Here is a 23,814-nt window from a genome sequence, read left to right on the forward strand (position 1 = left end):
CGCACCGCTTTTCTTATCTTCGGTGCGCGTTGATTTATAAAGAAGCGGGGAGAGATCAGGCTCTGTGAACCGCTGGCAACCTACCACATGGCAAGGTGCTAACTCCTGCCTAAAGCAACCGTTTCGGCGGATCGTTAGGGACTATAAATCGAAAACTCACATGCTCTACAATCGACGCTGTATGCCCTCAGGGGCCTACTAAGCACTTCCAGACTTCGCTACGTATACCGGGAGAGGTGTCGTGTGCGCCTATGTTGCGGTTTGTCGCTGCATCGTTCCGCTGACCTTCATCTGTGATCAGCCTTACCCAGCCTACCATTTTTTTGTGAATTATAACCAACAAAACCATGTCTCAACTGCATTTCGATACCTTACAGCTACACGCTGGTCAGGAAGCCGACCCAACGACCAACTCACGGGCCGTACCTATTTACCAGACTACCTCGTACGTATTTAACGATTCGGCGCACGGAGCCGACCTATTTGCGCTTAAAGCGTTCGGGAATATCTATACCCGCATCATGAACCCCACATCCGATGTGTTTGAGAAGCGGATTGCTGCGCTCGAAGGTGGGGTAGCGGCTTTAGCCGTAGCGTCGGGGCAGGCGGCTCAGTTCATTGCCCTGAACAACATTTTAGCGGCCGGCGACAACTTTATTTCGACGTCGTTCCTGTACGGCGGTACGTATAATCAGTTCAAAGTGTCGTTCAAGCGGTTAGGCGTCGATGTCCGTTTTGCCGATGGCGACAAGCCGGAATCATTCGCCCGCTTGATCGACGAGAAGACCAAGGCAATCTACCTTGAAACGATCGGTAACCCTGGTTTCAACATCCCCGATTTTGATGCCATAGCGGCCATTGCCAAAGAACATGATCTGCCCCTCATTGTCGACAATACGTTCGGCGCGGGTGGGTATCTGTTCCGGCCGATCGAGCACGGAGCGGCTGTGGTTGTTGAGTCGGCAACGAAGTGGATCGGTGGCCACGGCACCAGCATCGGCGGGGTTATCGTCGACAGTGGCAACTACAACTGGGGGAACGGTAAATTCCCGCAGTTCAGCGAACCATCGGAAGGCTATCACGGCATGGTGTTCAGCGATGTGTTCGGTGTCGGCGGTCCGTTCGGCAATATCCAGTTCATTATCCGCGCCCGGGTCGAAGGCCTGCGTGACTGGGGGCCAGCAATCAGCCCATTCAACTCGTTCCTGCTGCTACAAGGTCTGGAAACACTTTCGCTACGTGTCGACCGGACGGTGCAAAATGCGCAGGCGCTGGCTGAGTGGCTCGAATCGCACGAGCAGGTTGAGGTGGTGAATTATCCGGGTCTGGCAAGAAGCCCGTACCACGAACTGGCCAAGAAATACCTCAAACGCGGCTTTGGGGGTGTTTTTACCTTTAAAGTGAAAGGCGGCAAAGAAGCGGCCGATCAGTTCGTGAACAGCCTGAAGCTGATTAGTCACCTGGCGAACGTTGGCGACTCGAAAACGCTGATTATCCACCCAGCTTCGACCACGCACCAGCAACTGAGTGAGCAGGAGCAGTCGACGGCTGGCGTAGAACCCGGTTTGTTACGTATCTCGGCGGGTATCGAACACATCGACGACATTAAAGCTGATCTGGAACAGGCGTTTGCCAAGATTGCCGAGCCGGTATTAACGTAGTGCTGAGGGGTGGTTTACGGATTAAGGCTGGGAACTCCGCTACAACTCGTAAACCACCTTTCGTAAACCTTTTTGCATTGGACCTCCAATATTTCGATTATAAATACTCGTTTCCGCTGGAATCCGGTGAAACGCTGTCTGGGTTTCGGCTGGCTTACACCACGCGGGGTACGTTGAACGACGATGGGTCGAACGTCGTGTGGGTTTGTCATGCCTTAACCGGTACTGCCGACGCGGGCGACTGGTGGGGCGGTATGGTTGGACCGGGTAAGTATCTCGATCCGGCTGAACACTTCATCGTTTGTGCAAACGTACTCGGTTCCTGCTATGGTTCTACCGGACCTTTGTCGGTAAATCCAGCCACGGGGCAGCCGTATTACCATAGTTTCCCTGTCTTAACCATCCGGGATATGGTGGGGGCGCTGGATCTGTTACGTCAGGAACTCGGCATTGAAACCATTCAAACCTGCATCGGTGGGTCGGTGGGGGGGGAGCAGGCGCTCGAATGGGCGATTATGCAGCCCAATCTGATCAAAAATCTGGTCTTAATTGCCATGAGTGCCGTAGCCTCACCCTGGTGCATTGCATTTAACGAAGCACAACGCATGGCCATCGAAGCCGATCCGACCTGGAAAGAACAGCGCGACGATGCCGGGGTATCAGGCATGAAAGCGGCCCGGGCTATGGCCATGATCTCGTACCGGAATTACGATACGTATGGATTTACACAGGCCCTTGATAACAATGAGCAACTGGATGGCTACAAAGCCGCGGGCTATCAGCGCTATCAGGGTGATAAATTAGCCGACCGCTTCAACGCCTTTACGTACTGGACGCTCTCGAAGGTAATGGATTCACATAACGTGGGGCGTAACCGCGGAAGCATTCTCAATGCACTGGGACAAATACGAGCCCGCACACTCGTTGTTGGCATTCGATCTGATCTTTTATTCCCTCCCTCTGAACAGCAATTTCTGGCCCGACACATTCCCGATGCGGCCTACGAAGAAATTGATTCGCTATATGGCCACGACGGATTTTTGATTGAATTCCGGCCATTAGCTAGTATTCTGCGAAAGTGGATGGCGGCTGCCGTACAGGAACCGAAAAAAACGGTTGAAACCGCTAGAGACACGCAGTAGATTAATGTTTGAATTCAACCTATGATTTGGTACGAAGAAGAAGTCCGAAAGCTAGAGGCAAACGTTCAGTCATTAGTACGTAATCAACAGCTCCCGGCAGAAGGTCCCGTTGTATTTTATGGCAGCTCATCCATGCGACTCTGGACTACGTTAGCAACCGATTTTCCGCAGATAACCCCCTTAAATCTCGGCTTTGGCGGCTCAACGCTGGCCGCCTGCGCCTGGTTTTGTGAGCGTCTGCTCATCCCGGCCGCCCCGAAGTCCATCGCGTTCTACGCCGGTGACAATGACCTGGGTGACGGACGGCATCCGGAGGAAGTGTATTTATTTTTCTGCGCCTTCGCCGAAAAGGTACGTCGTCTGTTACCGGGTGTGCCTCTGGCCTATATGACGATCAAGGTTAGCCCGTCTCGCTGGAACCTGGCCAAAGACATAATCCAGGCGAACAATATGATCACTCAGGAGATTAATCGGTATGCCGACTGGCAGGTAATTGACACGACTTCGCCGTTGCTGGGCCCCGATGGCCGACCACGCCGGGAATTGTTTGAAGCTGATGGTTTACACCTGAATTCGTCAGGTTATGAGGTCTGGCAACGGGTGCTGTTAGAAAACTACGCTGGTTTTTAACAGTTTCTTCATGGAACGAAGACGCTTTGTTTAACCCAAATACCGGAACTTCGCCTTAATCTACGGCCGACACTATGCATCGTGAGTATCATAAATGGTTCAGTCCCAATTTAGACCGAGACATGGAGTTACTCATTTTTGGTCATGCCGGAGCGCGCGTACTCGTTTTCCCAACCCGCAAAGGGCGATTTTACGATTACGAAGATTTTGGGTTAGTGAAGGCGCTCTCGCAGCAGTTAGAGAATGGATGGCTACAGCTCTACTGCGTTGATAGTGTCGATCAGGAAAGCGTGTACAACAAATACGCTCCTCCGCAGGACCGCATCCGGCGGCATGGTCAATACGAGCAGTACATCTTACACGAAGTCCTACCCCTGTCGCGGCTGAAAAACCCCCAGCCTTTCATGATTGCGCACGGGTGCAGTTTGGGAGCGTATCATGCCGTAAATATTGCGTTTCGGCACCCGCAGTGGTTTGGGAAAGTAGTTGCCTTAAGCGGTCGGTATGATCTGTCGGAACCCGTAGCGGAATTTCGCGGCCTGTTCGACGACTATTACGACGACGAAATCTATTACAACAGCCCCAATCATTTTCTGCCCAATCTCAACGATGAGGATGTACTGGTTCAGTTGCGTCGGATGCAGATCATTATGACCATCGGTACTGAAGATCCTTTTTTAAACAGTAATCTTTCGCTTAGTGAGGCTCTTTGGGCAAAGCAAATTCCGCATGAGCTACACATCTGGAACGGACGCGCTCACCGCGCCGACGACTGGCAGAAGATGGTGCCGCTGTATCTGTAGCTTACTATCCGGCATTGGATTGGCTTAAAACCGAATCGATTCAAACATTTTAAGTACAGTTTCTTCGTCCTTAATATTCCTGCCGCTCAGGACCAACTTGTTTTGGGTATTTGTCTGGATGTAGACGCCGATTATCCCTTTGCCTGGCTGTTTCGGTCGAACGACCAACGCAGCCTGTCCATCGATGGTGGTGTTCGTCCGAATATAGTCAGGGGGCATCTCATTCCTGAAATTATACGAGTACCAGCCGTAATCGTACGTTAGTTCGTCGCGACCGTTCGTCAGTCGACCCACCTGCGAGTCAATTCCTGCTCCAGGGATTTCTTCCCAATCCGCGGGCGTTTGAAGCCGGAATGATCTCAGATCAATAGTTTTCACTAAATCAGGACTATTATCCCGACAACCAGATAAGCCTAACCCGATCAGCAGCAGGCAAGTAAGCACGTAATTCATGATTATATCTAGTACGTTTTTCCAGTGACCCGCTGATTTATAGAAAGGTTGGAGCTACCCTGCATAACTAAGGCAGCTTATTCGCCAGATACAGGTAGGGGGGATGAAAATGGTGGGTAAAGATTTTTTCTTTACTGTCGGGGTATTGTTTAAAGTAATCGGTATCAGCCAGAAGAACGATCGTGTTACCAGTTCGGACGTAATCATTGCTGTTGTAGTATTCAGGTGGCAGGTAACCCGTCAGATTTTTCTTTACCGTATTGGAAGCCACTCTACCCAGGTATTTCTGATAGTTTTTCTGCGCTTTCAGGGCCGGTTTGCTCAAACTGTTGTAAACGTGCCTGAGAACGATACGTTGCGGCAGGTTCTGTTTCTTAATTAAAGCAGGAGCGCCTTTGAACGGATTGGTGGTATTGAAATCGTTGATCGTCTGAATCGAGATCGGTACCTCAGGAACCCAGTCGGCGGAGTTGACGACGTTGTACGCCCAGCCGTTTTGAGTAGCGGCCTCGTACTCGTAAGCGAAATACAGGTTTCCCGGCTTTGGTCCCGCGCTGCAGTACGTTTTGAACTGAATGTCGGCCGGAACCCGAGCCTGTTGCTGCAGATTTCTGAGGTAGGCCGTTAAGAGGAAGGCAATAGCTCCACCCTGGCTATGTCCCATGATGATCATGTCTTTTATGCCGCGCCGATAGCAGGAATCAAGCCTGGGTAATATATCGCGCGCTAAAAAAGCGGTACTAATCAGCCAGCCGACGTGTACAGCCGCCCTGGGGTTCGAAGCCAGTTCGTAGGTGAATTTTTGCGTACTATCGAGCTGAAGTTCACCTTTTGCGGGAACCATTGCCGCGTAAAAATTGGCGAGCCAGCTCACGCTATTGGCCGTTGTGCCCCGCAGGCTGAATACGGCTTTCCCCTGGTTATCGGTCCATAAATCCCAACGGTTGTCTAAGCCAATAATGGGTGATCGGTAGGCAAGTTTAAACTGCTGAGGAGCCGGAAATGCTTTAACATACGTAGAGTCGCCAAACTGCGCCGAGACCTTTAAAAGCTCAATGTATTCGGTCTTATCAAAGCCGGGTTTCAGCCTTTGGCTGAAGCCGCTCGTTCCGTAAAGAAGACTCACAACAACGTAGTAACTTAGTAGTCGCAGTTTCATCAACAGCCCGTTTAAACGTGAAGTAACCTGGTACACGACGCTGCACCAAGTTACCACTTTTCCGTTACGATCAATTAATTAACTGTTTGCCGAGCCATTAAAGCACAATCAGCTTTTCTGCTGGTTGCTCAACCCTGGTCAGGGCGTTACGTACCGTTTCATGCGCCTTTAGCAAAGCATCCGCGTAGGGCTGATGCAACACGCGGGTAGGCTGTTCAACGGTCAGGTCGGCATCCCATAAGCCCGCCCGGTGCCAGTGATCAAGGTGATCCCAGTCCGGACGGTCGATGATGGGGTATAAACACACGCCCCAAAGCGGAATCCCCGCTTCGATAACGGCCGCACATTCGCGGCCGATCATGTCGATCCAGACTGGCCGATCAATACCGGGGTGACTGGTTTCGGTTAAGGCAATCGGGCGATCATAGCGCTTGTAGGCTTTGATGAGCAGGTTTCTGGGCAAGATCCAGCGCGGGTCGGGGGGCGTATCGTTCCAAGGCAGAAAGCTGCCCAGACCCAGCAGCCACTGGTTATTGTAGTAATAATTAAAACCGAGAATATCCAGATAATCCGGCGAGCCACCCAACTCCAGGCACATACGGCCCGCCAGCATGTCAACGGCCTGAAACTGGTATTCATCTTCTTCAGCCGCTTTCTGAATCTCCTCTTCGGTCGCATTTAAAGGCGGCACGATCTGCACAAGCGGCTCAGTAGTGAGGATACGTATGCTGGGGTCCAGTTCGCGCATGGCTGCAACGCCTTCGATATAGGCACGCATCAGCCCATATTTCACTTCCCATCCCTGGCCAACGCAGTAAGGCGAGGTGCCCCGCGCTTCGCCCCCTAACCACGACATGAAACTCACCTCGTTAATGGGGGTGACGATCAGTTCATCGTCGGGGTAGCGGCTGCGGTAAAACTGCACGAACGCCTGCGCAAAAGCAGCAAATCGCCGGGCAAACATCGGGTGGAGCGGAGTGAGGTCGTCGGGGTAGCCGAAGTGACACAGATCCCAAACCTGCTGAATACCCTGCCGATGACCTTCCTGGAGCATTTGTTCGACAACGCTCCAATCGTATCGGTAGGGCGTTTTTTCGACCTGACTCCAGCGAACACCTTCGCGCACAGTACGTATGGTAAACGGGCTCAAATCCTGGTAATCGCTTTCCAAACGTTGCAGATGACCCGTTAAGGGTAAAAAATCGACGCGGTTTCCAAAACAGTTGAGTTGGTCTGTGCATTCATAGCCTGCCCACCAAAACGATTGAAAAGGATTAGTAAATGAAGAGGATGTATCGAGAGGCATCAGTTAGTCTATTGGGCTTGTGTGATCTCAAAGTTCATAAAAAAGCCGCCGGTCGTCAAAGACCAACGGCTTTTGTTAGGCAAGGGGACAAGTGTTGACGAATTAAACTCGAAAACGAGCTGCCAAAGCTGAAAATGACGTTTCGTAAATTGCGTTACGTTGCCCGATTATTTAACTAACCCGATGAACAGAGCGAGCTGTGAAGTACAGATTAGCGGTTTATTACAACAGTAGATAATGTATTTGGCAACAATTTTGCGCGTGGGTCAATAGAGGCTCCTCTTCCGGTTAATTGAGCCAGATTGAGCTGCTAACTCGATAAATAGAATCCCATAGTTTACGCGAGCCTTTACTCTTGTCGGCTGGCTCAAAAATTGTTGTGATCCATCCCAGAAGTTCATTTGGATGAAGTTACTGGGTTGATGAAAAAAGTTGTTTCTATCGGTCTGTTTGCCTTACTGCTTTACCACACACTGGCGTATGTGCTCGTGTTTGTCGGTTCATGGTGGCAGGCGGAGCATGATCTTTCGGAGCGGCTGTTGGTGTATCGGTCGGTTGATAGTTTAGTGGAGTTCGAAATTCCATTGGCCGGTACCGCCGATGCCATTGAACTAACTCGGACAACCAATGATGGGTTTGTGTATAAAGGCCGTCACTACAATGTCGTTAGCCTGGAAATTCAGGGCAATGGGCTTCACATTGCCGCTCTGGAGTTGGGGAATCGTTCGTTTTGGGACGAAGATCTACTATCGTTCATAAACCATCATGTTGCCGGAGCTACCGATCCAGACAAAAAGGCCAATCAATTCTTGAAGTTTCTGCTTAAAGAGTATTCATCTACCGCACGAACTGCATTCCAGTTCATGCCTGCTGTGCGGCTCGATGCAGTTCGTATACCTGATACGTCAGTTAGGCTGCTGCAGCGCGCTCTGCCCGTTTATTCTCCTCCACCTCAATGCTGAGGTCTCTTTTGTGCGTCTACGTAACGTTAGACTAAATACCTGGCCACGCGGTATCACTTGTACCGTCGGGTAGTCATACCCGTTTAGGGATACGTATTCATCGGTAGGCACACCAATTCATCCACTCGTTTCATGTTCCCATAAGCCCTTAGTCGATTGGCTATTCACCAGCTGGAACATGGAACGGGCTGCTCCGTTCGTCGGCGGGCAGTCATGCGTTGTAACTACATCTCCCGCTATTCAGGGGAGGTACTCACACATACCTGTGTTGGTTACTATCATCAACTTTTAACATGTTAGTTTATGCTCACTACTACTTCCTTGAACAAGGTTGTCAACGGGTATTGGTCAATTGGTGGCCTGTTCCGCAAGATCTTTTTTGTTACGTTCGTTGGGCTCGTTGCAGCTTGTCAGTCTGATAAAGACCGCGACGTAACGCCTTCTAATACAGGCGATAGTGTCGATGCAGCGGTGGCCGTTCAGTGGATGGACCTATTCTTAGAGGTGGAGCGTTATGCGCCCGGATACCGTCCGCCCGTGGCCGCCCGGGCGCTGGGTTATATTGGCCTGGCCGCCTACGAAACCGTTATCCCGGCTTCAACGGAATACCAATCGGTGGCATCGCGCTTTAAAGGGTTAACTGTGCCTAAGCCGGAGGCTGGCAAAGCCTATCGTTGGGACGTAGCGGTTAACGAAACCTATTACGTAATGATGAAAAACTTCTTTCCGCACGTAGTCGACGCGGATAAAGCACGGATTGATGCTTTGTACAAGAAGTTAGACGTTACGACTGGTGATGCCGACGTACTCAAGCGCTCGAAGGCATTTGGCAAAGCGATGGCCCAGGCTGTATTTGCGTATTCGAAGACAGATGCCGCGGGGCACGAAGCCTTCCTGCGCAATAACCCGACCGATTACGTACCGCCAACAGGTACCGGGAAATGGCAACCCACGGCTCCCGATTTTATGCGTGCGTTGCTGCCTTACTGGGGCAAAGTCCGCACCTTCGTCGCTACCGAATCAGATAAAGTGGCCAAAGCGCCTTTACCCTACGGCACAGCGGTAATCACACCATTTTTCGCGCAGGGGTTAGAGATTTACAATATCACATCGCCCCTGAGCTACGAGCAGCAATGGATTGCTGAGTTCTGGAGCGACGATATTTATAAACTGACGTTCGAGCCAGCCGGGCGTTGGCTGGCCATTGCGCAGCAGGTTATTAAACAAGAAAAGGTCTCTCTACAGAAAGCAGCCTATACGTATGCTAAAGTTGGGATTGGGTTAAGCGATATTGGGGTAGCCTGCTGGAACTCTAAATACATTTACAACGTCGAGCGGCCAATTGCGTTCATTCAAAAGGCGATCAATCAACGTTGGCATCCCCGACTAAACAACCCGATCGCAGAACTGAACGGACTGACGCCACCTTTTCCGTCGTATCCATCGGGACACTCCTGTTTTGGGGCTGTGGCTGCGGAGGTGCTTACCGACATCTACGGCGCTAATTATCCCATGACCGACCGGTGCCACGAAGGTCGAACGGAATTCAATGGAAAACCCCGATCATTTAATAACTTCTATGAAATGGCCACCGAAAACGCGTATTCACGCATTTCGCTGGGTGTTCATTACCGCATGGATTGTGACGAAGGACTACGTATGGGGTATGCAATCGGGCGCCGGGTCAACCAATTGAACTGGAAGAAATGAGGACTACATTATAGGGTAATGAGCTTTTGTACCGACGGGTAACTACCCGCCGGTACAAAAAGAAAATGGTTCACCTTAGTACGTATGCTACCAGAGACAAGGCCAGTGACTCGTGCTATAAACTATTCACAATGGCCAGCACCAGCTTAGCCGAGTTACGGGCGGCAATCTTATAAAATGTGAGCATGTCCTGCCGGGCGTTGCCGTTCGCTTTGTCGCTTAAACTGCGAATCACGACGCAGGGCACACGCAGCTGGTAACAAACTTGAGCTACAGCGGCTCCCTCCATCTCGGTAGCATCGGCTTTGTGGTCGGTACGTAGCTGAGCGACACGGGCTTCGGAATTAACGAATTCATCGCCTGTAACAACTGTACCCGTGATGATCGATGGGGGACGGGACGTAACCGGAATCCGCTCAAAATCGGTTTTCTTTACGGCTACCAACGCTTTTTGAAGCAACACTGAATCGGCCGGGAAGTAAGCTGGATTCATCTGTTTGCTGATCGCGTCCCGCGTTTGAATGGTTGGCTTCTGATCGAACGTAACGCTGTGGTAATCATGGTAGCCAGTCTGCTTCGCCACGACAATATCGCCCGGCTGGAGATCGGGGTTTACGCCCCCGGCAATACCCGTGAAGATCACCCGTTCAGGCTGAAAATAAGCGAGCATGAACGCCGTGGTCATGGCTGCATTGGTTTTGCCAATACCTGTCTCGGCGACAACTACCCGGTGGTTGCCAATCTGCCCGCTGGTAAAGGTCAGGCCGTTTATCGTCTTCGTAACGGGATCTTTGAGCGACTGCTGAACCAGCTTAACTTCTTCGTCAAAGGCGCCAAGCAGCGCTGTAATGGGCTGCGGCTTGTAATCCTGGGCTAAACCGACCTGAACGGTGAGTAACAGCGAAAGCAGAGCATATTTCATCTCACAAATATCTCACATGATTTTGGTATTCCTGTGGTGAACGGCTGGCCTACTGATCTGAACTGGCCGGTTTAATGGCCAGCGGTGAGGGCCAGCAAACAGAACGCGTCAACGACCCACAAGCCCGGCGATACGTCCCGGCCTTTGCCAACGGCAACTTTTATCACCGTCCAGGACAGAAAACCCCAGATCAGCCCTTGTGTGATGGAGTAGCTGAATGGAATCAGTACTAAGGCCAGAAATGCTGGTAAAGCATCGTCTAACTTGTTCCAATTGATGCGGGTAATGGGTTTCATCATGAATGCACCAACCAGCACCAGCGCGGGAGCCGTCGCAATGGAGGGAATCACCGAGAGCAAAGGAGATAGAAACAAAAACGGCAAAAAACAACAGCCCGCGACTACCGCCGTAAGGCCAGTACGTCCACCCTGCGCAATACCCACCGCTGATTCGATGTAGGCTGTTCCCGGACTCGTGCCCAGAATACCCGCGAGGGTGGTGGCCAAGGCATCTGTTAGCATCGCGCGGTTCAGGTTGCGGGGTTGCCCATCGGGATCGTGAAGATTACCCGCTTCGGCCACGCCGACAAACGTAGATACGCTGTCGAAAAGGTCGGTAAAGGCAAACGCAAAAATGACTGGCCAGAGTGCCCACGTCAATGATCCTGCTAGATCGAGACGTCCGAGCAGGCTGAAATCGGGAGTGGCCCAGATGCCCTGAAAATTAACTAAGGTCTTCTGCCCAAAATTTATGGCGGACGCGTCGCCCCAGAAACGACCGATCGGCCAGGCGGCTAAGGTTGTTACGACGATGCCAATGATAATGGCGCCTGGTACATCGCGCACGACCAGAATGCTGGTCAACAACAATCCGAACACAAACGTCAGCACAACCGGATCGTTGAAGCGGGCGATGCCAACCAGCGTTGCCGGATTGGCGACAATGAATTTGGCGTTCTCGAAGCCAATCAGCGTAATGAACAGACCAATCCCGGCCGAAACAGCGAAACGTAAAGGAGATGGAATGGCGCGTACGATGGACGAACGAATATTGCCGATCGATAAAAGCAGGAATAACACGCCCGCCCAGAACACCGCTCCCAAGGCAACTTCGGGCCGCAAACCCATGCCCTTTACCGCGGTGAACGTGAAAAAGGCATTCATACCCATACCGGGTGCCACGACAATCGGGTTGCGGGCATACAACCCCATCATGAGGCTGCAAAAAAATGATAAAAGAATCGTTGCGGTCAGAACGCCACTGAACGGCAAACCAGCCTGACTCAGAATGGATGGATTAACAACGATGATATACATCGTTGCCAGAAAGGTCGATACCCCGGCCAGAACTTCAGTACGTGTCGATGTTTTCCTGGCGGTCATTGATTGGTCGTTCATCGTCACAGGGTGTATTTGCGGAACATACGAGAAATGACGTTGAATGCCAACTACTGACTAAGTTGACTTCCCGCAGCTTCATCGATCCAAACCTGTGCGTTTGTATGCGTTTGCATGATGCTGGCCGGTACCTGCTCGGTCACAGATCCAGTTAAGGCTTCGGCCAGCATGGGCGCTTTCTTCGAGCCGCTCACCAGCAGAACCACTTCCCGGGCTTGAGTCAAATGGCGAAGGCCAACGGTGATTCCCTGAGTTAAAGTCGTATCGGTCGTAAAGTATTTCTGTCCGACGGTCTTTGTGCTTTCGGCCAATTCAACTACATGACAACCGAGTGTCCAGGACGTACCCGGCTCATTAAGGGCAATGTGGCCATTCATACCCATACCAACCAGCAGGAGATCAAGTCCACCATGCGCATCGATAACCGCGTCAATGCGAGCGCATTCCGCAGCAAGATCGGTTGCCTTAGCGTTGAACGTATGAATCTGATCCGGGCGTAGTTCGAGCGGTGTGAACAAGTCACGAAAGACATAATACGAACAACTGCCATAATCGTCTGGTCCAAAACCTACCCACTCATCCAGCCCAACGAAGGTGCATTGACTTACGTCGACGCGTCCGTCTTTAGCTAAAGCTACAAAGCGGTGGTACGTCTCGATAGGGGTGTCGCCGGAGGCCAGACAAAGCAGGGCATTCGGTTTTTGATTAATAAGAGCCGCGATATGTTCTGCGGTATGTTGAGAAAGGGCGTCGTGGTCAGGAAAGGTTTGCAGGGTCATAATCGGTCATTTATTGTCATCATGCAGTCATTGGTTGTTAGTCCATGTCATTAATCGTTTATTATTGAAATGACTACCTAATGACCACCGACGACTAGTTTAACTCATTCGCTCGGATATCTCGACTCCAGCGTTCTTTGCCTTTTTGGTCGTAGACTTTAATGTTGAGGATACGATCTTTCAAAGGACCGCTGACGCTCATGATGCTAAAGTTACGATCGCCGACTAACGTACCGTCGACATAGGTAGGCTGTTTCAGTTCATCGGCCCGGGGTTGAGCGGGCCCGGACGTCAGCGGTGAAATCGTTACGTCGTAGAGGGGATACGTACCGTTACGTTCCAGTTTATGAAGAATGCTGTGATGACGGTCCCCGGTGATGAACAACACGCCCGGTATTTTAGCGTCGGCAATGGCCTTCAGCAACCGATTCCGCTCGGTGCCGTAGATGGCGTAATTTTCGAATGCCTTGGTCGGGTTTACAATCTGACCACCCGTAACGATAAATTTAAACGTCGCCTTACTGGAAATCAGCGCATCCAGAAGCCATTGCATTTGTTTCTCCCCAAAGTATACTTTTTCGGGGCCATCAGCCATATGGTCCGGCGCCCGGAACGTCCGGTCGTCGAGCATAAAAAACTGGCAGTCGTTCCAGAAGAACGTACCGGCGCAGCTTTCCGGAAAGATAAAATTAGGATTGGCCCAGAACAGTTTAAACGCATCGAGCGTAGTCTCCTTCAACCAGTACGAACGGTCAGAGTCATCGGGACCGTAATCGTGATCGTCCCAGATGGCGTAATTATGGGTGGCAGCCAGTAGCGGCTGCATTTCGGGTAAAGAGCGCGTATGCGTATATCGGCGTAATACACCGGAGCGGCTGTTCCAGTCCACTTCGCGGGTATACGTATTGTCGCCGGTCCAGAGCATGAAGTCAGGTTTCTGGGATGCTAGGGCCGTGAAAATTTCATAGCCACCACCATAGGGCGTGCCGGGGCGGTCGACTTCAGGTTCGTTGACGTAGGTGCAGCTTCCGACGCCGAAGCGAAACGTCGGAGGGTCGGTCCGCCACTGCCACAGGCTTTGGGTTTGGAACGTTGTCGGGTAGGGCAGGCTCACCGTTCGGCCCTCGATCAACACGTTGTACGCGTACTTTCTTCCGGGTTCCACCTTGTCGGCGAGCAGGTGGGCTGTAAAAGCCGCTTGTTCATTGGTCCGGATTTCGTTGGTTACGTAACTGGGTGTTGGTTTTCCCACTTCGTGGTAGCGAATTTGTACGCGGGCGGGCTGTTTGGTTTGTACCCAGAGCATCACTTCGCGCATGTCCGAATAACCAACCATTGGCCCGGATTGAATCAGTCCTGTTGTGGGAAGGGCTGTTTTGGGTGCTTTTTGTTTCTGAACAGGTGTCTGAGCCAGACCAATACCCGAAGCGAAAGCACACCACAGAAAAAGAACGTATTTCATAAAGCAGTCATTAGCAGTCTTTATCAGCAAGACAAAGACGAAAGAATTATATTTGCACCCTAATTCAGGACAAATGCAACTGGAGAATCAACAATATACTATTCAGGGTGTTGACGTACTGGCCATTGCTGATGAGTTCGGCTTGCCAGTCTATGTGTATGATGCCAACAAAATTATCGAAAAAATTGGCTTGCTGCGGTCTTCATTCGCTGGTGTCAACCTAAAGATAAAGTACGCAGCCAAGGCGCTGACGAATCTGTCCATTCTGAAGCTGATGCGTCAGCAGGGCGTTGACATGGATTCGGTTTCGGTGAACGAGGCCCGTCTGGGACTGCTCGCTGGGTTTGAGCCAAGTCAGATCATGTTTACGCCTAGTGGAGTTTCGTTCGATGAAATTCGGGAGGCTGTTGACCTCGGTCTGCAACTGAATGTCGATAGTCTGCCGTTGCTGGAATGGGTCGGACAAACGTACGGGAGCGCTGTTCCGGTGAGCATCCGGATAAACCCCCACATCGCCGAAGGCGGAAATATAAAGATTTCAACGGGGCACAAAGACTCAAAGTTCGGAATTTCGATTTTGCAACGGTCTGAAATTCGGCAGCTTGTTGAACAGTACCAGATTCATATTGTCGGCCTGCACGTGCATACCGGTTCCGATTTCAAGGATGCAAACGCGTTCTTGCGGGGAGCGGAAGTGCTATTCAACCTGTCCGGCGATTATCCAGACCTTACGTTCATCGATTTCGGCAGTGGGTTCAAAGTCTCGTATAAAGACGGGGATTACGTTACGGATGTGGCTGAATTAGGTGCCAAGGTGTCAGAGACGTTCCAGTCGTTCTGCCAGCAATACGGCCGTGAACTTGAGCTTTGGTTTGAGCCGGGTAAGTTCCTGGTCAGCGAATCCGGACACTTGCTCGTCAGCACCAACCTTGTCAAAGAGAATCCATCGCGGACGTTCGTCGCTGTCAATTCGGGGCTCAATCACTTGATTCGGCCGATGATGTATGATGCGTATCATGACATCAAGAACGTATCGAACCCGATGGGTACCGAGCAAACGTACACCGTTGTCGGGTACATTTGCGAAACCGATACGTTTGCTACCGACCGTTCGCTTCCGGAGGTTCGTCCGGGCGATGTGCTGTCATTTGAGAATGCTGGCGCGTATGGTTTCAGTATGGCTTCGAACTACAACGCCCGGTTTCGTCCGGCCGAGGTGCTGGTTTACGAAGGAACACCGTATCTGATCCGTAAGCGCGAAACGTTTGACGATTTGCTACGTGGTCAGGTAGACATTCCTGTTTTAAACTCAGAAATAATTGAACAACCCTTATAGTTTGCTGGGTGAGCGTGTCTCTTACGTACCTAAGGCGGTAAGATGAACGTGCACCCCATAAACTCAGAACCATAACTGTAACAACAATGGGAAGAGCGTTTGAATACCGGAAAGCGCGTAAAATGAAGCGGTGGGGACAGATGGCCAAGACCTTCACCCGGATTGGCAAAGATATCGTCATCGCTGTGAAAAATGGTGGCCCCGACCCCGATACCAACGGGCGGCTCCGGGCTATAATTCAGAATGCCAAAGCGGCTAACATGCCGAAGGAAAACGTAGACCGGGCTATTAAAAAAGCGTCGTCGAAAGAGCAGGAGGATTATAAAGAGATTGTGTACGAAGCCTACGCTCCGCATGGAATTGCCTTAGTAATCGAAACCGCTACGGATAACCACAACCGTACCGTCGCGAACGTCCGCAGTTATTTGAACAAACTGGGCGGGAGCCTCGGCACACAGGGTATGCTGGATTTCATGTTTGATCGCAAGTCGGTTTTCCGGATTCCGGCCGAAGGCGTTGATCAGGAAGAGCTTGAACTAGAACTAATCGACATCGGTGGCGATGAGATTGAATTCGACGAAGAAACCAACCAGTACGTTATCTACGGCGAGTTCACCGCGTTTGGAGCTATCCAGAAGTTTCTCGAAGAAAAGGGGTACGACATAAAACAAGCGGAGTTCGAGCGTATCCCCAACGATTACAAAGAGCTATCGGACGAAGAAGCCGCTGACGTTGAGAAGCTGATCGAACGCATCGAAGAAGATGACGATGTACAGACGGTCTATCACAACATGCGATAAGCTTATAGTATTTTTAAAACAGAAAAGCCAGCCTCTAAGAAGGGCTGGCTTTTCTGTTAAAGTATGATTTGTCTGTTTTACTTGAGGGATACGCTTTCCCGCAGCAGCTGCACCCAGCCCTTCAGCACCTGCGGGGGGGGCGTGCGGTCCAGCACCCCGTAGCGCACACTCACCTGGTAGTAGTACAACCCGCTGGGCAGCTCCGCTCCATCACTGCTGCGGCCATCCCAGCTCAGGCTCCCACTCGTGCCCTCGTAGACCTTGGCACCCCACCGGTTGTAGACCACCAGCGCCACCTGCTCGACAAACCGGGCACACCGCAAGGGCGCAAACACATCGTTCTTGCCATCCCCGTTGGGGGTGAACACGTTGGGCAGCACCAACTCGGGGCAGGCCTCGTTGCAGACCCGGTTGGAAGGCACACTCTCCAGGCCCCGGCTGTTGACGGCCGTCACGTAGTAGCAGCCCGCCACCGTCGTCAGACTGGTATGAGCAAAGCTGGTGGTGGGGGCAGGAACCTGAGTCAGCACCCCCAGGCTGTCCTGCTGGTAGCGGCCATAGTAGAGCTTGTAGCCCACCACAGTGGCATCGCAGCCCGCCCCGCTGCCGGGCAGCCAGCGCAGCTGGTTGGTGAAGCTGGTCTGCTCGCAGAAGCTCTCGCTGCTCAGCGAAGCGCAGTTCAAGGAGTCCAGCCCCAGGGTGGGGGGGCAGGGGCGGGTGGTGTCGGTGGGGGTGGCACAGAGGATCTGGCTGTAGTTGCGCAGCAGCCCCAGGCCCGCCAGCTTGGCATCGGCATAGCGGCCCCGGGTCAGCACCCGGTAGCAGTAGCTGGAGTCGGCTGACAGAGCCCCCGCCGTGTTGCCATCCTGGGCGTAGGTGTCCTCGCCTGCATCGACATAGGTGTACGAGTTCGGTCCCTGCACTTGCACCTGAGCCACCAGGTTGAAGGGGCCAGCAGGACCACTTCGACTGCGGTAGACATCATGCACCTGGTTGTCGTTGGACCAGGGCGTGCTGGCCTGCCAGCTGAGGCTGATCCGGCGGTTGGCCGGGGCGGCTGCCAGGCGCACCGAGGAGGCCGACTCGGTCACGTCGAGCCGGGTGAGCTGGCCGGTGCTGGCCTCGGTGTAGAAGAACTCCAGCCGGTAGTTGTAGGCGGTGGCTGCCGTGTTCAACCCCTTGTCAACAAAGACTGTATCGGCCACGCCCACCTGCAGGCTGGTGTTGAGGGTGGCGATGGTGGAGAAGTTGGTGCCAGTGAGCCCTTCGGCCCGCTGCAGGCGGTACTGGTAGGGGCCACCCAGGTCCCCGGGGTTGAGCCCGATGGGTCGGCTCCAGCGGACGGTGATCTGGCCGCGGGTGTCGGCCGTGGAGTCGACCGTGACCTGGGTGATGACGGGGGCCAGCAGGGGCAGCTCGAGGCAGGCCTGGGCCGAGACGATGCTGACGCCCCCGTTGAAGCCGCCGTTGCGGTCGGGGTACTGGGCGATGATGCGGTAGGAGTAGGCCCCGCCCCGTCGCAGGGCGGAGGTGTCGGTGAAGGTGGTGATGCCCTGCTCGACCTCGCCCACCTTGACGTAGCCCGAGCCGGCGGGCAGGCCGGTCTGGCAGGGTCCGATCTCGATGTTCTCGCAGCCCTCCCGTCGGTAGATGCTGAGTCGGGTGCCGGCGGCTCCGCAGGAGTAGGGGGTCCAGCTGAGCTGGATGGCCCGTCCGTTGGCGGTGGCGGTGGGCCGGGCCGTCAGGTTCTGGATGGGGGGACCCACCAGCCGGATGCGGAAGGTCTGGAAGGAGACCAGCGAGGCCACCCCTCGGGGGGGCACATCGTTGACCTTGAAGACCACATCGTAGGGGGCTTCCCGGAGCTGGTTGCAGTTGGTCTGCCAGCTGAAGTTGACCGTAGCGGGCTGGGCCAGGGCCACCCCGTTGTTGGTCAGCGTGGCGTAAGCGGGCTGAATCAGTTCGCCCGGGGGCAGGGGCTGGCGGTCCTGGCCCACGTTGAAGACGCCCCCAAAGCCGGTGATGATCACCCGCTGGCCGTCGGGGTCAGAAGCGGTGACGGGCTGGTTGATGAGCGTACCGGCCGTGACACAGAGGTCAGGTATGGGCTGGATGAGGGGTCTGCGGTTGGGCTGGTCAACGACGATGATCTGCATGTCGCGGGTGATCTCGCCGATCAAGACGCCGTTACGCCACTCCTCGATGATGAAGGCGAAGTTGAACTGGCCCTCCTCGCCGGGGGCGTCCCAGCAGAGGGTACCGGTGATGGGGTCGATGGCGAAGGAGGGCGAGCCCCCGCTCTCGCCCGAGCGGCTGAACCGGGTCGGGTCCTGATAGGCGGGTATCGGCCGGTTCTGGGGACAAACCTCGCCAGTTCCCTGCTTCGGTACGCTAAGCCGGTAGGCTAAGCTGTCGCCATCGGCATCGAAGGCGGCTGGGTTGTGGCAGAAGCGCTGACCCACCCGGGCCGAGTCCAGGGGCGGGTTGAGCATGACCGGCGTAGAGTTGGTCAGCAGGGCGGAGTTGATCAGAATCGTCGTTGATACGAAAAACGTAATCTGGTCCGAGCTAGCGGCTGGTGGTAGGTTCTTTGTATCGCGGTTCCGATTCGGAATAGTTACCGAAATGGTATAAGTACCTGTACCTGGATAGGTGTGAACGACCTTGTATATGTTTATAGAGGAGCTTCGGCCATTGATAAACCGGCGCTCAGCACGTCTCACGGATTGCGACGTACCATCCCCAAAGCAGATAGTATAGGGGTCTGCCAGGTCAGCCGCGCTCCGGCCCGTTAATTCGTCATAATACGTAGTTAGGGTTATTTCGTAAGTCAGTGAGGTTTGGGAGATCCGTCGGGTGGTGATCTCCCCGGCCCGCACATGGGTCGCCTGGCTGAGTTGAGGCCATAGCAGCGCCCCAGCCAGCAGGCTCACCGTTCCTAGCAGATAAAACAAGCGCATAGATGTATCACATTTATAGTAGAACGATCGCAGACTTAAAAAGTGTGTCTATACGTAGTTCCTATGAAGTCTTTTTTGTTGGTTAATGGTACTGGTTCTTGTTACGGCCCAATCTAGACATATGTTTTAGAAAATGGCAATTCGACTGCCTTTTTGCCGAAAATTAATGCGGGTTAGTCAATAAATTGATTGTATACGCAATCTCCCTCCCTCATCAGCGCTTAGTTTGCCTACGCTGATGAGGGAGGGAGACGCAATATTGGCTGTTAAGCTGACTGTTTTTACTTAAGAGAAACGCTTTCCCGCAGCAGCTGCACCCAGCCCTTCAGCACCTGCGGGGGGGGCGTGCGGTCCAGCACCCCGTAGCGCACACTCACCTGGTAGTAGTACAACCCGCTGGGCAGCTCCGCTCCATCACTGCCGCGGCCATCCCAGCTCAGGCTCCCACTCGTGCCCTCGTAGACCTTGGCACCCCACCGGTTGTAGACCACCAGCACTACCTGCTCGACAAACCGGGCACACCGCAAGGGCGCAAACACATCGTTCTTGCCATCCCCGTTGGGGGTGAACACGTTGGGCAGCACCAACTCGGGGCAGGCCTCGTTGCAGACCCGGTTGGAAGGCACACTCTCCAGGCCCCGGCTGTTGACGGCCGTCACGTAGTAGCAGCCCGCCACCGTCGTCAGACTGGTATGAGCAAAGCTGGTGGTGGGGGCAGGAACCTGAGTCAGCACCCCCAGGCTGTCCTGCTGGTAGCGGCCATAGTAGAGCTTGTAGCCCACCACAGTGGCATCGCAGCCCGCCCCGCTGCCGGGCAGCCAGCGCAGCTGGTTGGTGAAGCTGGTCTGCTCGCAGAAGCTCTCGCTGCTCAGCGAAGCGCAGTTCAAGGAGTCCAGCCCCAGGGTGGGGGGGCAGGGGCGGGTGGTGTCGGTGGGGGTGGCACAGAGGATCTGGCTGTAGTTGCGCAGCAGCCCCAGGCCCGCCAGCTTGGCATCGGCATAGCGGCCCCGGGTCAGCACCCGGTAGCAGTAGCTGGAGTCGGCTGACAGAGCCCCCGCCGTGTTGCCATCCTGGGCGTAGGTGTCCTCGCCTGCATCGACATAGGTGTACGAGTTCGGTCCCTGCACTTGCACCTGAGCCACCAGGTTGAAGGGGCCAGCAGGACCACTTCGACTGCGGTAGACATCATGCACCTGGTTGTCGTTGGACCAGGGCGTGCTGGCCTGCCAGCTGAGGCTGATCCGGCGGTTGGCCGGGGCGGCTGCCAGGCGCACCGAGGAGGCCGACTCGGTCACGTCGAGCCGGGTGAGCTGGCCGGTGCTGGCCTCGGTGTAGAAGAACTCCAGCCGGTAGTTGTAGGCGGTGGCTGCCGTGTTCAACCCCTTGTCAACAAAGACTGTATCGGCCACGCCCACCTGCAGGCTGGTGTTGAGGGTGGCGATGGTGGAGAAGTTGGTGCCAGTGAGCCCTTCGGCCCGCTGCAGGCGGTACTGGTAGGGGCCACCCAGGTCCCCGGGGTTGAGCCCGATGGGTCGGCTCCAGCGGACGGTGATCTGGCCGCGGGTGTCGGCCGTGGAGTCGACCGTGACCTGGGTGATGACGGGGGCCAGCAGGGGCAGCTCGAGGCAGGCCTGGGCCGAGACGATGCTGACGCCCCCGTTGAAGCCGCCGTTGCGGTCGGGGTACTGGGCGATGATGCGGTAGGAGTAGGCCCCGCCCCGTCGCAGGGCGGAGGTGTCGGTGAAGGTGGTGATGCCCTGCTCGACCTCGCCCACCTTGACGTAGCCCGAGCCGGCGGGCAGGCCGGTCTGGCAGGGTCCGATCTCGATGTTCTCGCAGCCCTCCCGTCGGTAGATGCTGAGTCGGGTGCCGGCGGCTCCGCAGGAGTAGGGGGTCCAGCTGAGCTGGATGGCCCGTCCGTTGGCGGTGGCGGTGGGCCGGGCCGTCAGGTTCTGGATGGGGGGACCCACCAGCCGGATGCGGAAGGTCTGGAAGGAGACCAGCGAGGCCACCCCTCGGGGGGGCACATCGTTGACCTTGAAGACCACATCGTAGGGGGCTTCCCGGAGCTGGTTGCAGTTGGTCTGCCAGCTGAAGTTGACCGTAGCGGGCTGGGCCAGGGCCACCCCGTTGTTGGTCAGCGTGGCGTAAGCGGGCTGAATCAGTTCGCCCGGGGGCAGGGGCTGGCGGTCCTGGCCCACGTTGAAGACGCCCCCAAAGCCGGTGATGATCACCCGCTGGCCGTCGGGGTCAGAAGCGGTGACGGGCTGGTTGATGAGCGTACCGGCTGTGACGCAGAGGTCGGGTATGGGCTGGATGAGGGGTCTGCGGTTGGGCTGGTCAACGACGATGATCTGCATGTCGCGGGTGATCTCGCCGATCAAGACGCCGTTACGCCACTCCTCGATGATGAAGGCGAAGTTGAACTGGCCCTCCTCGCCGGGGGCGTCCCAGCAGAGGGTACCGGTGATGGGGTCGATGGCGAAGGAGGGCGAGCCCCCGCTCTCGCCCGTGCGGCTGAACCGGGTCGGGTCCTGGTAGGCCGAAATAAACCGACCCCTGCAGCCGGTGTCAGCGAAGCCTTCCTGTGGTACGCTCAGTCGGTAGGCTAAGCTGTCGCCGTCGGCATCGAAGGCGGCTGGGTTATGGCAGAAGCGCTGACCTACCCGGGCCGAGTCCAGAGGTGGGTTGAGCATGACCGGTGTAGAGTTGGTCAGCAGGGCGGGGTTGATCAGGATCGTCGTTGTAACAAAGAAGCGAATCGATTCGCTGGGTTGCGGTAGGTTTTTGGTATCGTCGTTGCGATTCGGTACCGTCACCGCAATCGTATACGGACCAGGTCCCGGATAGGTATGAACAACCCGGTAGATATTGATTGACGATGAGCCTCGGTTAATATATATTCTGGGTAGCCGTCTCACAGATTGCGACGTACCATCTCCAAAGCAGATGGTGTATTCTTCACCCGCATCAGCAGCCGGTTTGCCACCCGGAGTTTCGTCGAAGTAAGCGGTAAAGGTTATTTCGTAAGTCAGTGAGGTTTGGGAGATCCGTCGGGTGGTGATCTCCCCGGCCCGCACGTGGGTCGCCTGGCTGAGTTGAGGCCATAGCAGCGCCCCAGCCAGCAGGCTCACCATTCCTAGCAGATAAAACAAGCGCATAGATGTATCACATTTTACCCAAAACGAACAATGTGAGAAAAGTGTATTTGTAGGTCACAAAGTATACTTAGCGCCCAGCCTTAAAATCTAGCTGGTACGTAATAAAGTCGTCGCTTTGGCCAAATGGGATTAACCAAACGAAAGCACAAGCCGGTTTGAATAGCCGCTATACCTTATAGAAGCCTTGCCGGTTCAGCAGTGTTTTCCAGAAAAAACGAAAGAAGATACCGACCTGAGAGGCAAAAGCACGCTGGTTGTCGAGTTCCCTCCAGGGTGACTGGCCGTTACGTAGGTTCACGGCTATTTTCCAGAAAAACACTATGGGCACCATCATCAGGTAGTGAAGCATCAGAATCAGGTAGGCCATTGGGCCGTACTGCTTACGCACCCACAACAACTGAGAAACCTGTATCTGGGGTTTGAAGCGGTTGATGTACGTAACGGCGTGCTGTTGGTGATCGCTGCTGCTGCCGTACTCGAAGTGAACGAAATGGTCGTCGGATACCAATAGCAGCCGGCCGTGCTGACCCAGGCGGTGTCCCCACTCCACATCTTCGCCGTACATGAAAAAACTTTCGTCCAACGCACCGGCGCGGGCGATGACTTCAGGCCGGGTCATTAAGAAAGCACCCGACAGCCAGTCAACCTGTTGCGGGTCGGGGTACTGCGTGTCCGGAAATAAGCGATACAGTAACTGCTGAAAGAACGGTTTGATCGGTAGAATGTAAAACGAACGACGTATCTGGCCGAACGTAGTGAATAGATTTGGGCGCAACTTACCATCCCGACCGAGCTGGAGCGCACTGAGCGCGGCAACGTCGGGCTGTTGATCCATCAGCCTGACGCAGTTGGCGACTAAATTACTAACCAGCAGCGTATCCGAGTTCAGTAAGAGGATATACCGTCCCTGCGCCTGGCGAATGCCGTGGTTGTTGGCGCGGGCGAATCCGGAGTTGTACCCCATCTGGAACCAACGAACGCCCGGATGTTTGGCCTGAATGAGGGACTGACTATCATCTTCAGATTGATTATCGACAATGAGTACCTCATACGAAATGCCACGGGTATGAGCTTCAAGCGAATCCAGACAGCTATTGATTAGCTCTGGTGTTTTGTAATTGACGATAATAATACTTAAGTCGAGCAAGACTTACTGGTTTAGTCAAGCTAC

20 protein-coding genes and 1 riboswitch are annotated in these 23,814 nt (G+C 54.3%); of the genes, 10 read left to right on the forward strand and 10 right to left on the reverse strand.

Going from position 1 to position 23,814, the window contains the following annotated elements; all coding sequences use genetic code 11:
- Positions 1-31 precede the first annotated feature (31 nt).
- A riboswitch (SAM riboswitch) is annotated at positions 32-150 on the forward strand.
- Between the two features lie 197 nt (positions 151-347).
- The 4 genes from ACYVIY_RS03290 (at position 348) to ACYVIY_RS03305 (ending at position 4,236) form a co-directional block, all read left to right on the forward strand.
- Positions 348-1,661: an O-acetylhomoserine aminocarboxypropyltransferase/cysteine synthase family protein gene (locus tag ACYVIY_RS03290; RefSeq protein ID WP_460974837.1), complete on the forward strand. Its 1,314-nt coding sequence runs from the start codon at positions 348-350 to the stop codon at positions 1,659-1,661.
- Between the two features lie 77 nt (positions 1,662-1,738).
- On the forward strand, positions 1,739-2,803 hold the full coding sequence (locus ACYVIY_RS03295) for a homoserine O-acetyltransferase family protein (RefSeq protein ID WP_460974838.1): 1,065 nt from the start codon (positions 1,739-1,741) through the stop codon (positions 2,801-2,803).
- 21 nt (positions 2,804-2,824) lie between these two features.
- Positions 2,825-3,433, forward strand: coding sequence for a GDSL-type esterase/lipase family protein (locus tag ACYVIY_RS03300; protein ID WP_460974839.1), 609 nt, complete (start codon positions 2,825-2,827; stop codon positions 3,431-3,433).
- 74 nt (positions 3,434-3,507) lie between these two features.
- The gene (locus tag ACYVIY_RS03305; protein ID WP_460974840.1) at positions 3,508-4,236 is read left to right on the forward strand and encodes an esterase family protein; all 729 of its coding nucleotides are present in this window, start codon (positions 3,508-3,510) and stop codon (positions 4,234-4,236) included.
- Between the two features lie 24 nt (positions 4,237-4,260).
- On the opposite strand, the gene ACYVIY_RS03310 is transcribed toward ACYVIY_RS03305, so the two are convergent.
- The 3 genes from ACYVIY_RS03310 to ACYVIY_RS03320 all read right to left on the reverse strand — a co-directional run bounded on the left by ACYVIY_RS03310 (position 4,261) and on the right by ACYVIY_RS03320 (position 7,154).
- Positions 4,261-4,689 (reverse strand): hypothetical protein, encoded by a 429-nt coding sequence (locus tag ACYVIY_RS03310; protein WP_460974841.1) that lies wholly within the window; start codon positions 4,687-4,689, stop codon positions 4,261-4,263.
- A gap of 67 nt (positions 4,690-4,756) precedes the next feature.
- Positions 4,757-5,848 carry a lipase family protein gene (locus ACYVIY_RS03315; protein ID WP_460974842.1) on the reverse strand — a complete coding sequence of 364 codons (1,092 nt, stop codon included), beginning with the start codon at positions 5,846-5,848 and terminating at the stop codon, positions 4,757-4,759.
- Between the two features lie 97 nt (positions 5,849-5,945).
- The gene (locus ACYVIY_RS03320) at positions 5,946-7,154 is read right to left on the reverse strand and encodes an amine oxidase (protein ID WP_460974843.1); all 1,209 of its coding nucleotides are present in this window, start codon (positions 7,152-7,154) and stop codon (positions 5,946-5,948) included.
- A gap of 422 nt (positions 7,155-7,576) precedes the next feature.
- On the opposite strand from ACYVIY_RS03320, the gene ACYVIY_RS03325 reads away from it, so the two are divergent.
- Positions 7,577-8,116 carry a hypothetical protein gene (locus ACYVIY_RS03325; RefSeq protein WP_460974844.1) on the forward strand — a complete coding sequence of 180 codons (540 nt, stop codon included), beginning with the start codon at positions 7,577-7,579 and terminating at the stop codon, positions 8,114-8,116.
- Positions 8,117-8,419: 303 nt separating this feature from the next.
- Positions 8,420-9,826 (forward strand): vanadium-dependent haloperoxidase, encoded by a 1,407-nt coding sequence (locus tag ACYVIY_RS03330; RefSeq protein WP_460974845.1) that lies wholly within the window; start codon positions 8,420-8,422, stop codon positions 9,824-9,826.
- A gap of 115 nt (positions 9,827-9,941) precedes the next feature.
- On the opposite strand, the gene ACYVIY_RS03335 is transcribed toward ACYVIY_RS03330, so the two are convergent.
- The 4 genes from ACYVIY_RS03335 to ACYVIY_RS03350 form a co-directional block, all read right to left on the reverse strand.
- On the reverse strand, positions 9,942-10,748 hold the full coding sequence (locus tag ACYVIY_RS03335; RefSeq protein WP_460974846.1) for a 5'-methylthioadenosine/adenosylhomocysteine nucleosidase: 807 nt from the start codon (positions 10,746-10,748) through the stop codon (positions 9,942-9,944).
- A gap of 71 nt (positions 10,749-10,819) precedes the next feature.
- Positions 10,820-12,145, reverse strand: coding sequence for an NCS2 family permease (locus ACYVIY_RS03340; RefSeq protein ID WP_460974847.1), 1,326 nt, complete (start codon positions 12,143-12,145; stop codon positions 10,820-10,822).
- A gap of 50 nt (positions 12,146-12,195) precedes the next feature.
- The gene (locus ACYVIY_RS03345; RefSeq protein WP_460974848.1) at positions 12,196-12,924 is read right to left on the reverse strand and encodes a glucosamine-6-phosphate deaminase; all 729 of its coding nucleotides are present in this window, start codon (positions 12,922-12,924) and stop codon (positions 12,196-12,198) included.
- Positions 12,925-13,018: 94 nt separating this feature from the next.
- Complete coding sequence (locus tag ACYVIY_RS03350) at positions 13,019-14,386, reverse strand: alkaline phosphatase D family protein (RefSeq protein WP_460974849.1); 1,368 nt, start codon at positions 14,384-14,386, stop codon at positions 13,019-13,021.
- A gap of 73 nt (positions 14,387-14,459) precedes the next feature.
- Here ACYVIY_RS03350 and lysA point away from each other — a divergent pair, with 73 nt between their 5' ends.
- Positions 14,460-15,722 (forward strand): diaminopimelate decarboxylase, encoded by a 1,263-nt coding sequence (gene lysA, locus ACYVIY_RS03355; RefSeq protein ID WP_460974850.1) that lies wholly within the window; start codon positions 14,460-14,462, stop codon positions 15,720-15,722.
- Between the two features lie 86 nt (positions 15,723-15,808).
- Positions 15,809-16,522 (forward strand): YebC/PmpR family DNA-binding transcriptional regulator, encoded by a 714-nt coding sequence (locus ACYVIY_RS03360; protein WP_460974851.1) that lies wholly within the window; start codon positions 15,809-15,811, stop codon positions 16,520-16,522.
- A 77-nt stretch (positions 16,523-16,599) separates the two neighbouring features.
- Here ACYVIY_RS03360 and ACYVIY_RS03365 read toward each other — a convergent pair whose 3' ends face one another.
- Positions 16,600-17,460: a T9SS type B sorting domain-containing protein gene (locus ACYVIY_RS03365; protein ID WP_460974852.1), complete on the reverse strand. Its 861-nt coding sequence runs from the start codon at positions 17,458-17,460 to the stop codon at positions 16,600-16,602.
- A 45-nt stretch (positions 17,461-17,505) separates the two neighbouring features.
- On the opposite strand from ACYVIY_RS03365, the gene ACYVIY_RS03370 reads away from it, so the two are divergent.
- Positions 17,506-18,930 carry a hypothetical protein gene (locus tag ACYVIY_RS03370; protein ID WP_460974853.1) on the forward strand — a complete coding sequence of 475 codons (1,425 nt, stop codon included), beginning with the start codon at positions 17,506-17,508 and terminating at the stop codon, positions 18,928-18,930.
- An 833-nt stretch (positions 18,931-19,763) separates the two neighbouring features.
- On the opposite strand, the gene ACYVIY_RS03375 is transcribed toward ACYVIY_RS03370, so the two are convergent.
- Positions 19,764-20,624, reverse strand: a complete 861-nt coding sequence (locus tag ACYVIY_RS03375; RefSeq protein WP_460974854.1) for a T9SS type B sorting domain-containing protein — start codon at positions 20,622-20,624, stop codon at positions 19,764-19,766.
- A gap of 45 nt (positions 20,625-20,669) precedes the next feature.
- On the opposite strand from ACYVIY_RS03375, the gene ACYVIY_RS03380 reads away from it, so the two are divergent.
- Positions 20,670-22,094: a hypothetical protein gene (locus ACYVIY_RS03380; RefSeq protein WP_460974855.1), complete on the forward strand. Its 1,425-nt coding sequence runs from the start codon at positions 20,670-20,672 to the stop codon at positions 22,092-22,094.
- A gap of 715 nt (positions 22,095-22,809) precedes the next feature.
- Here the strand turns inward: ACYVIY_RS03380 and ACYVIY_RS03385 are convergent.
- Positions 22,810-23,790 carry a glycosyltransferase family 2 protein gene (locus ACYVIY_RS03385; RefSeq protein ID WP_460974856.1) on the reverse strand — a complete coding sequence of 327 codons (981 nt, stop codon included), beginning with the start codon at positions 23,788-23,790 and terminating at the stop codon, positions 22,810-22,812.
- Positions 23,791-23,814 lie beyond the last annotated feature (24 nt).

It is taken from the genome of Spirosoma knui, from assembly GCF_054780635.1.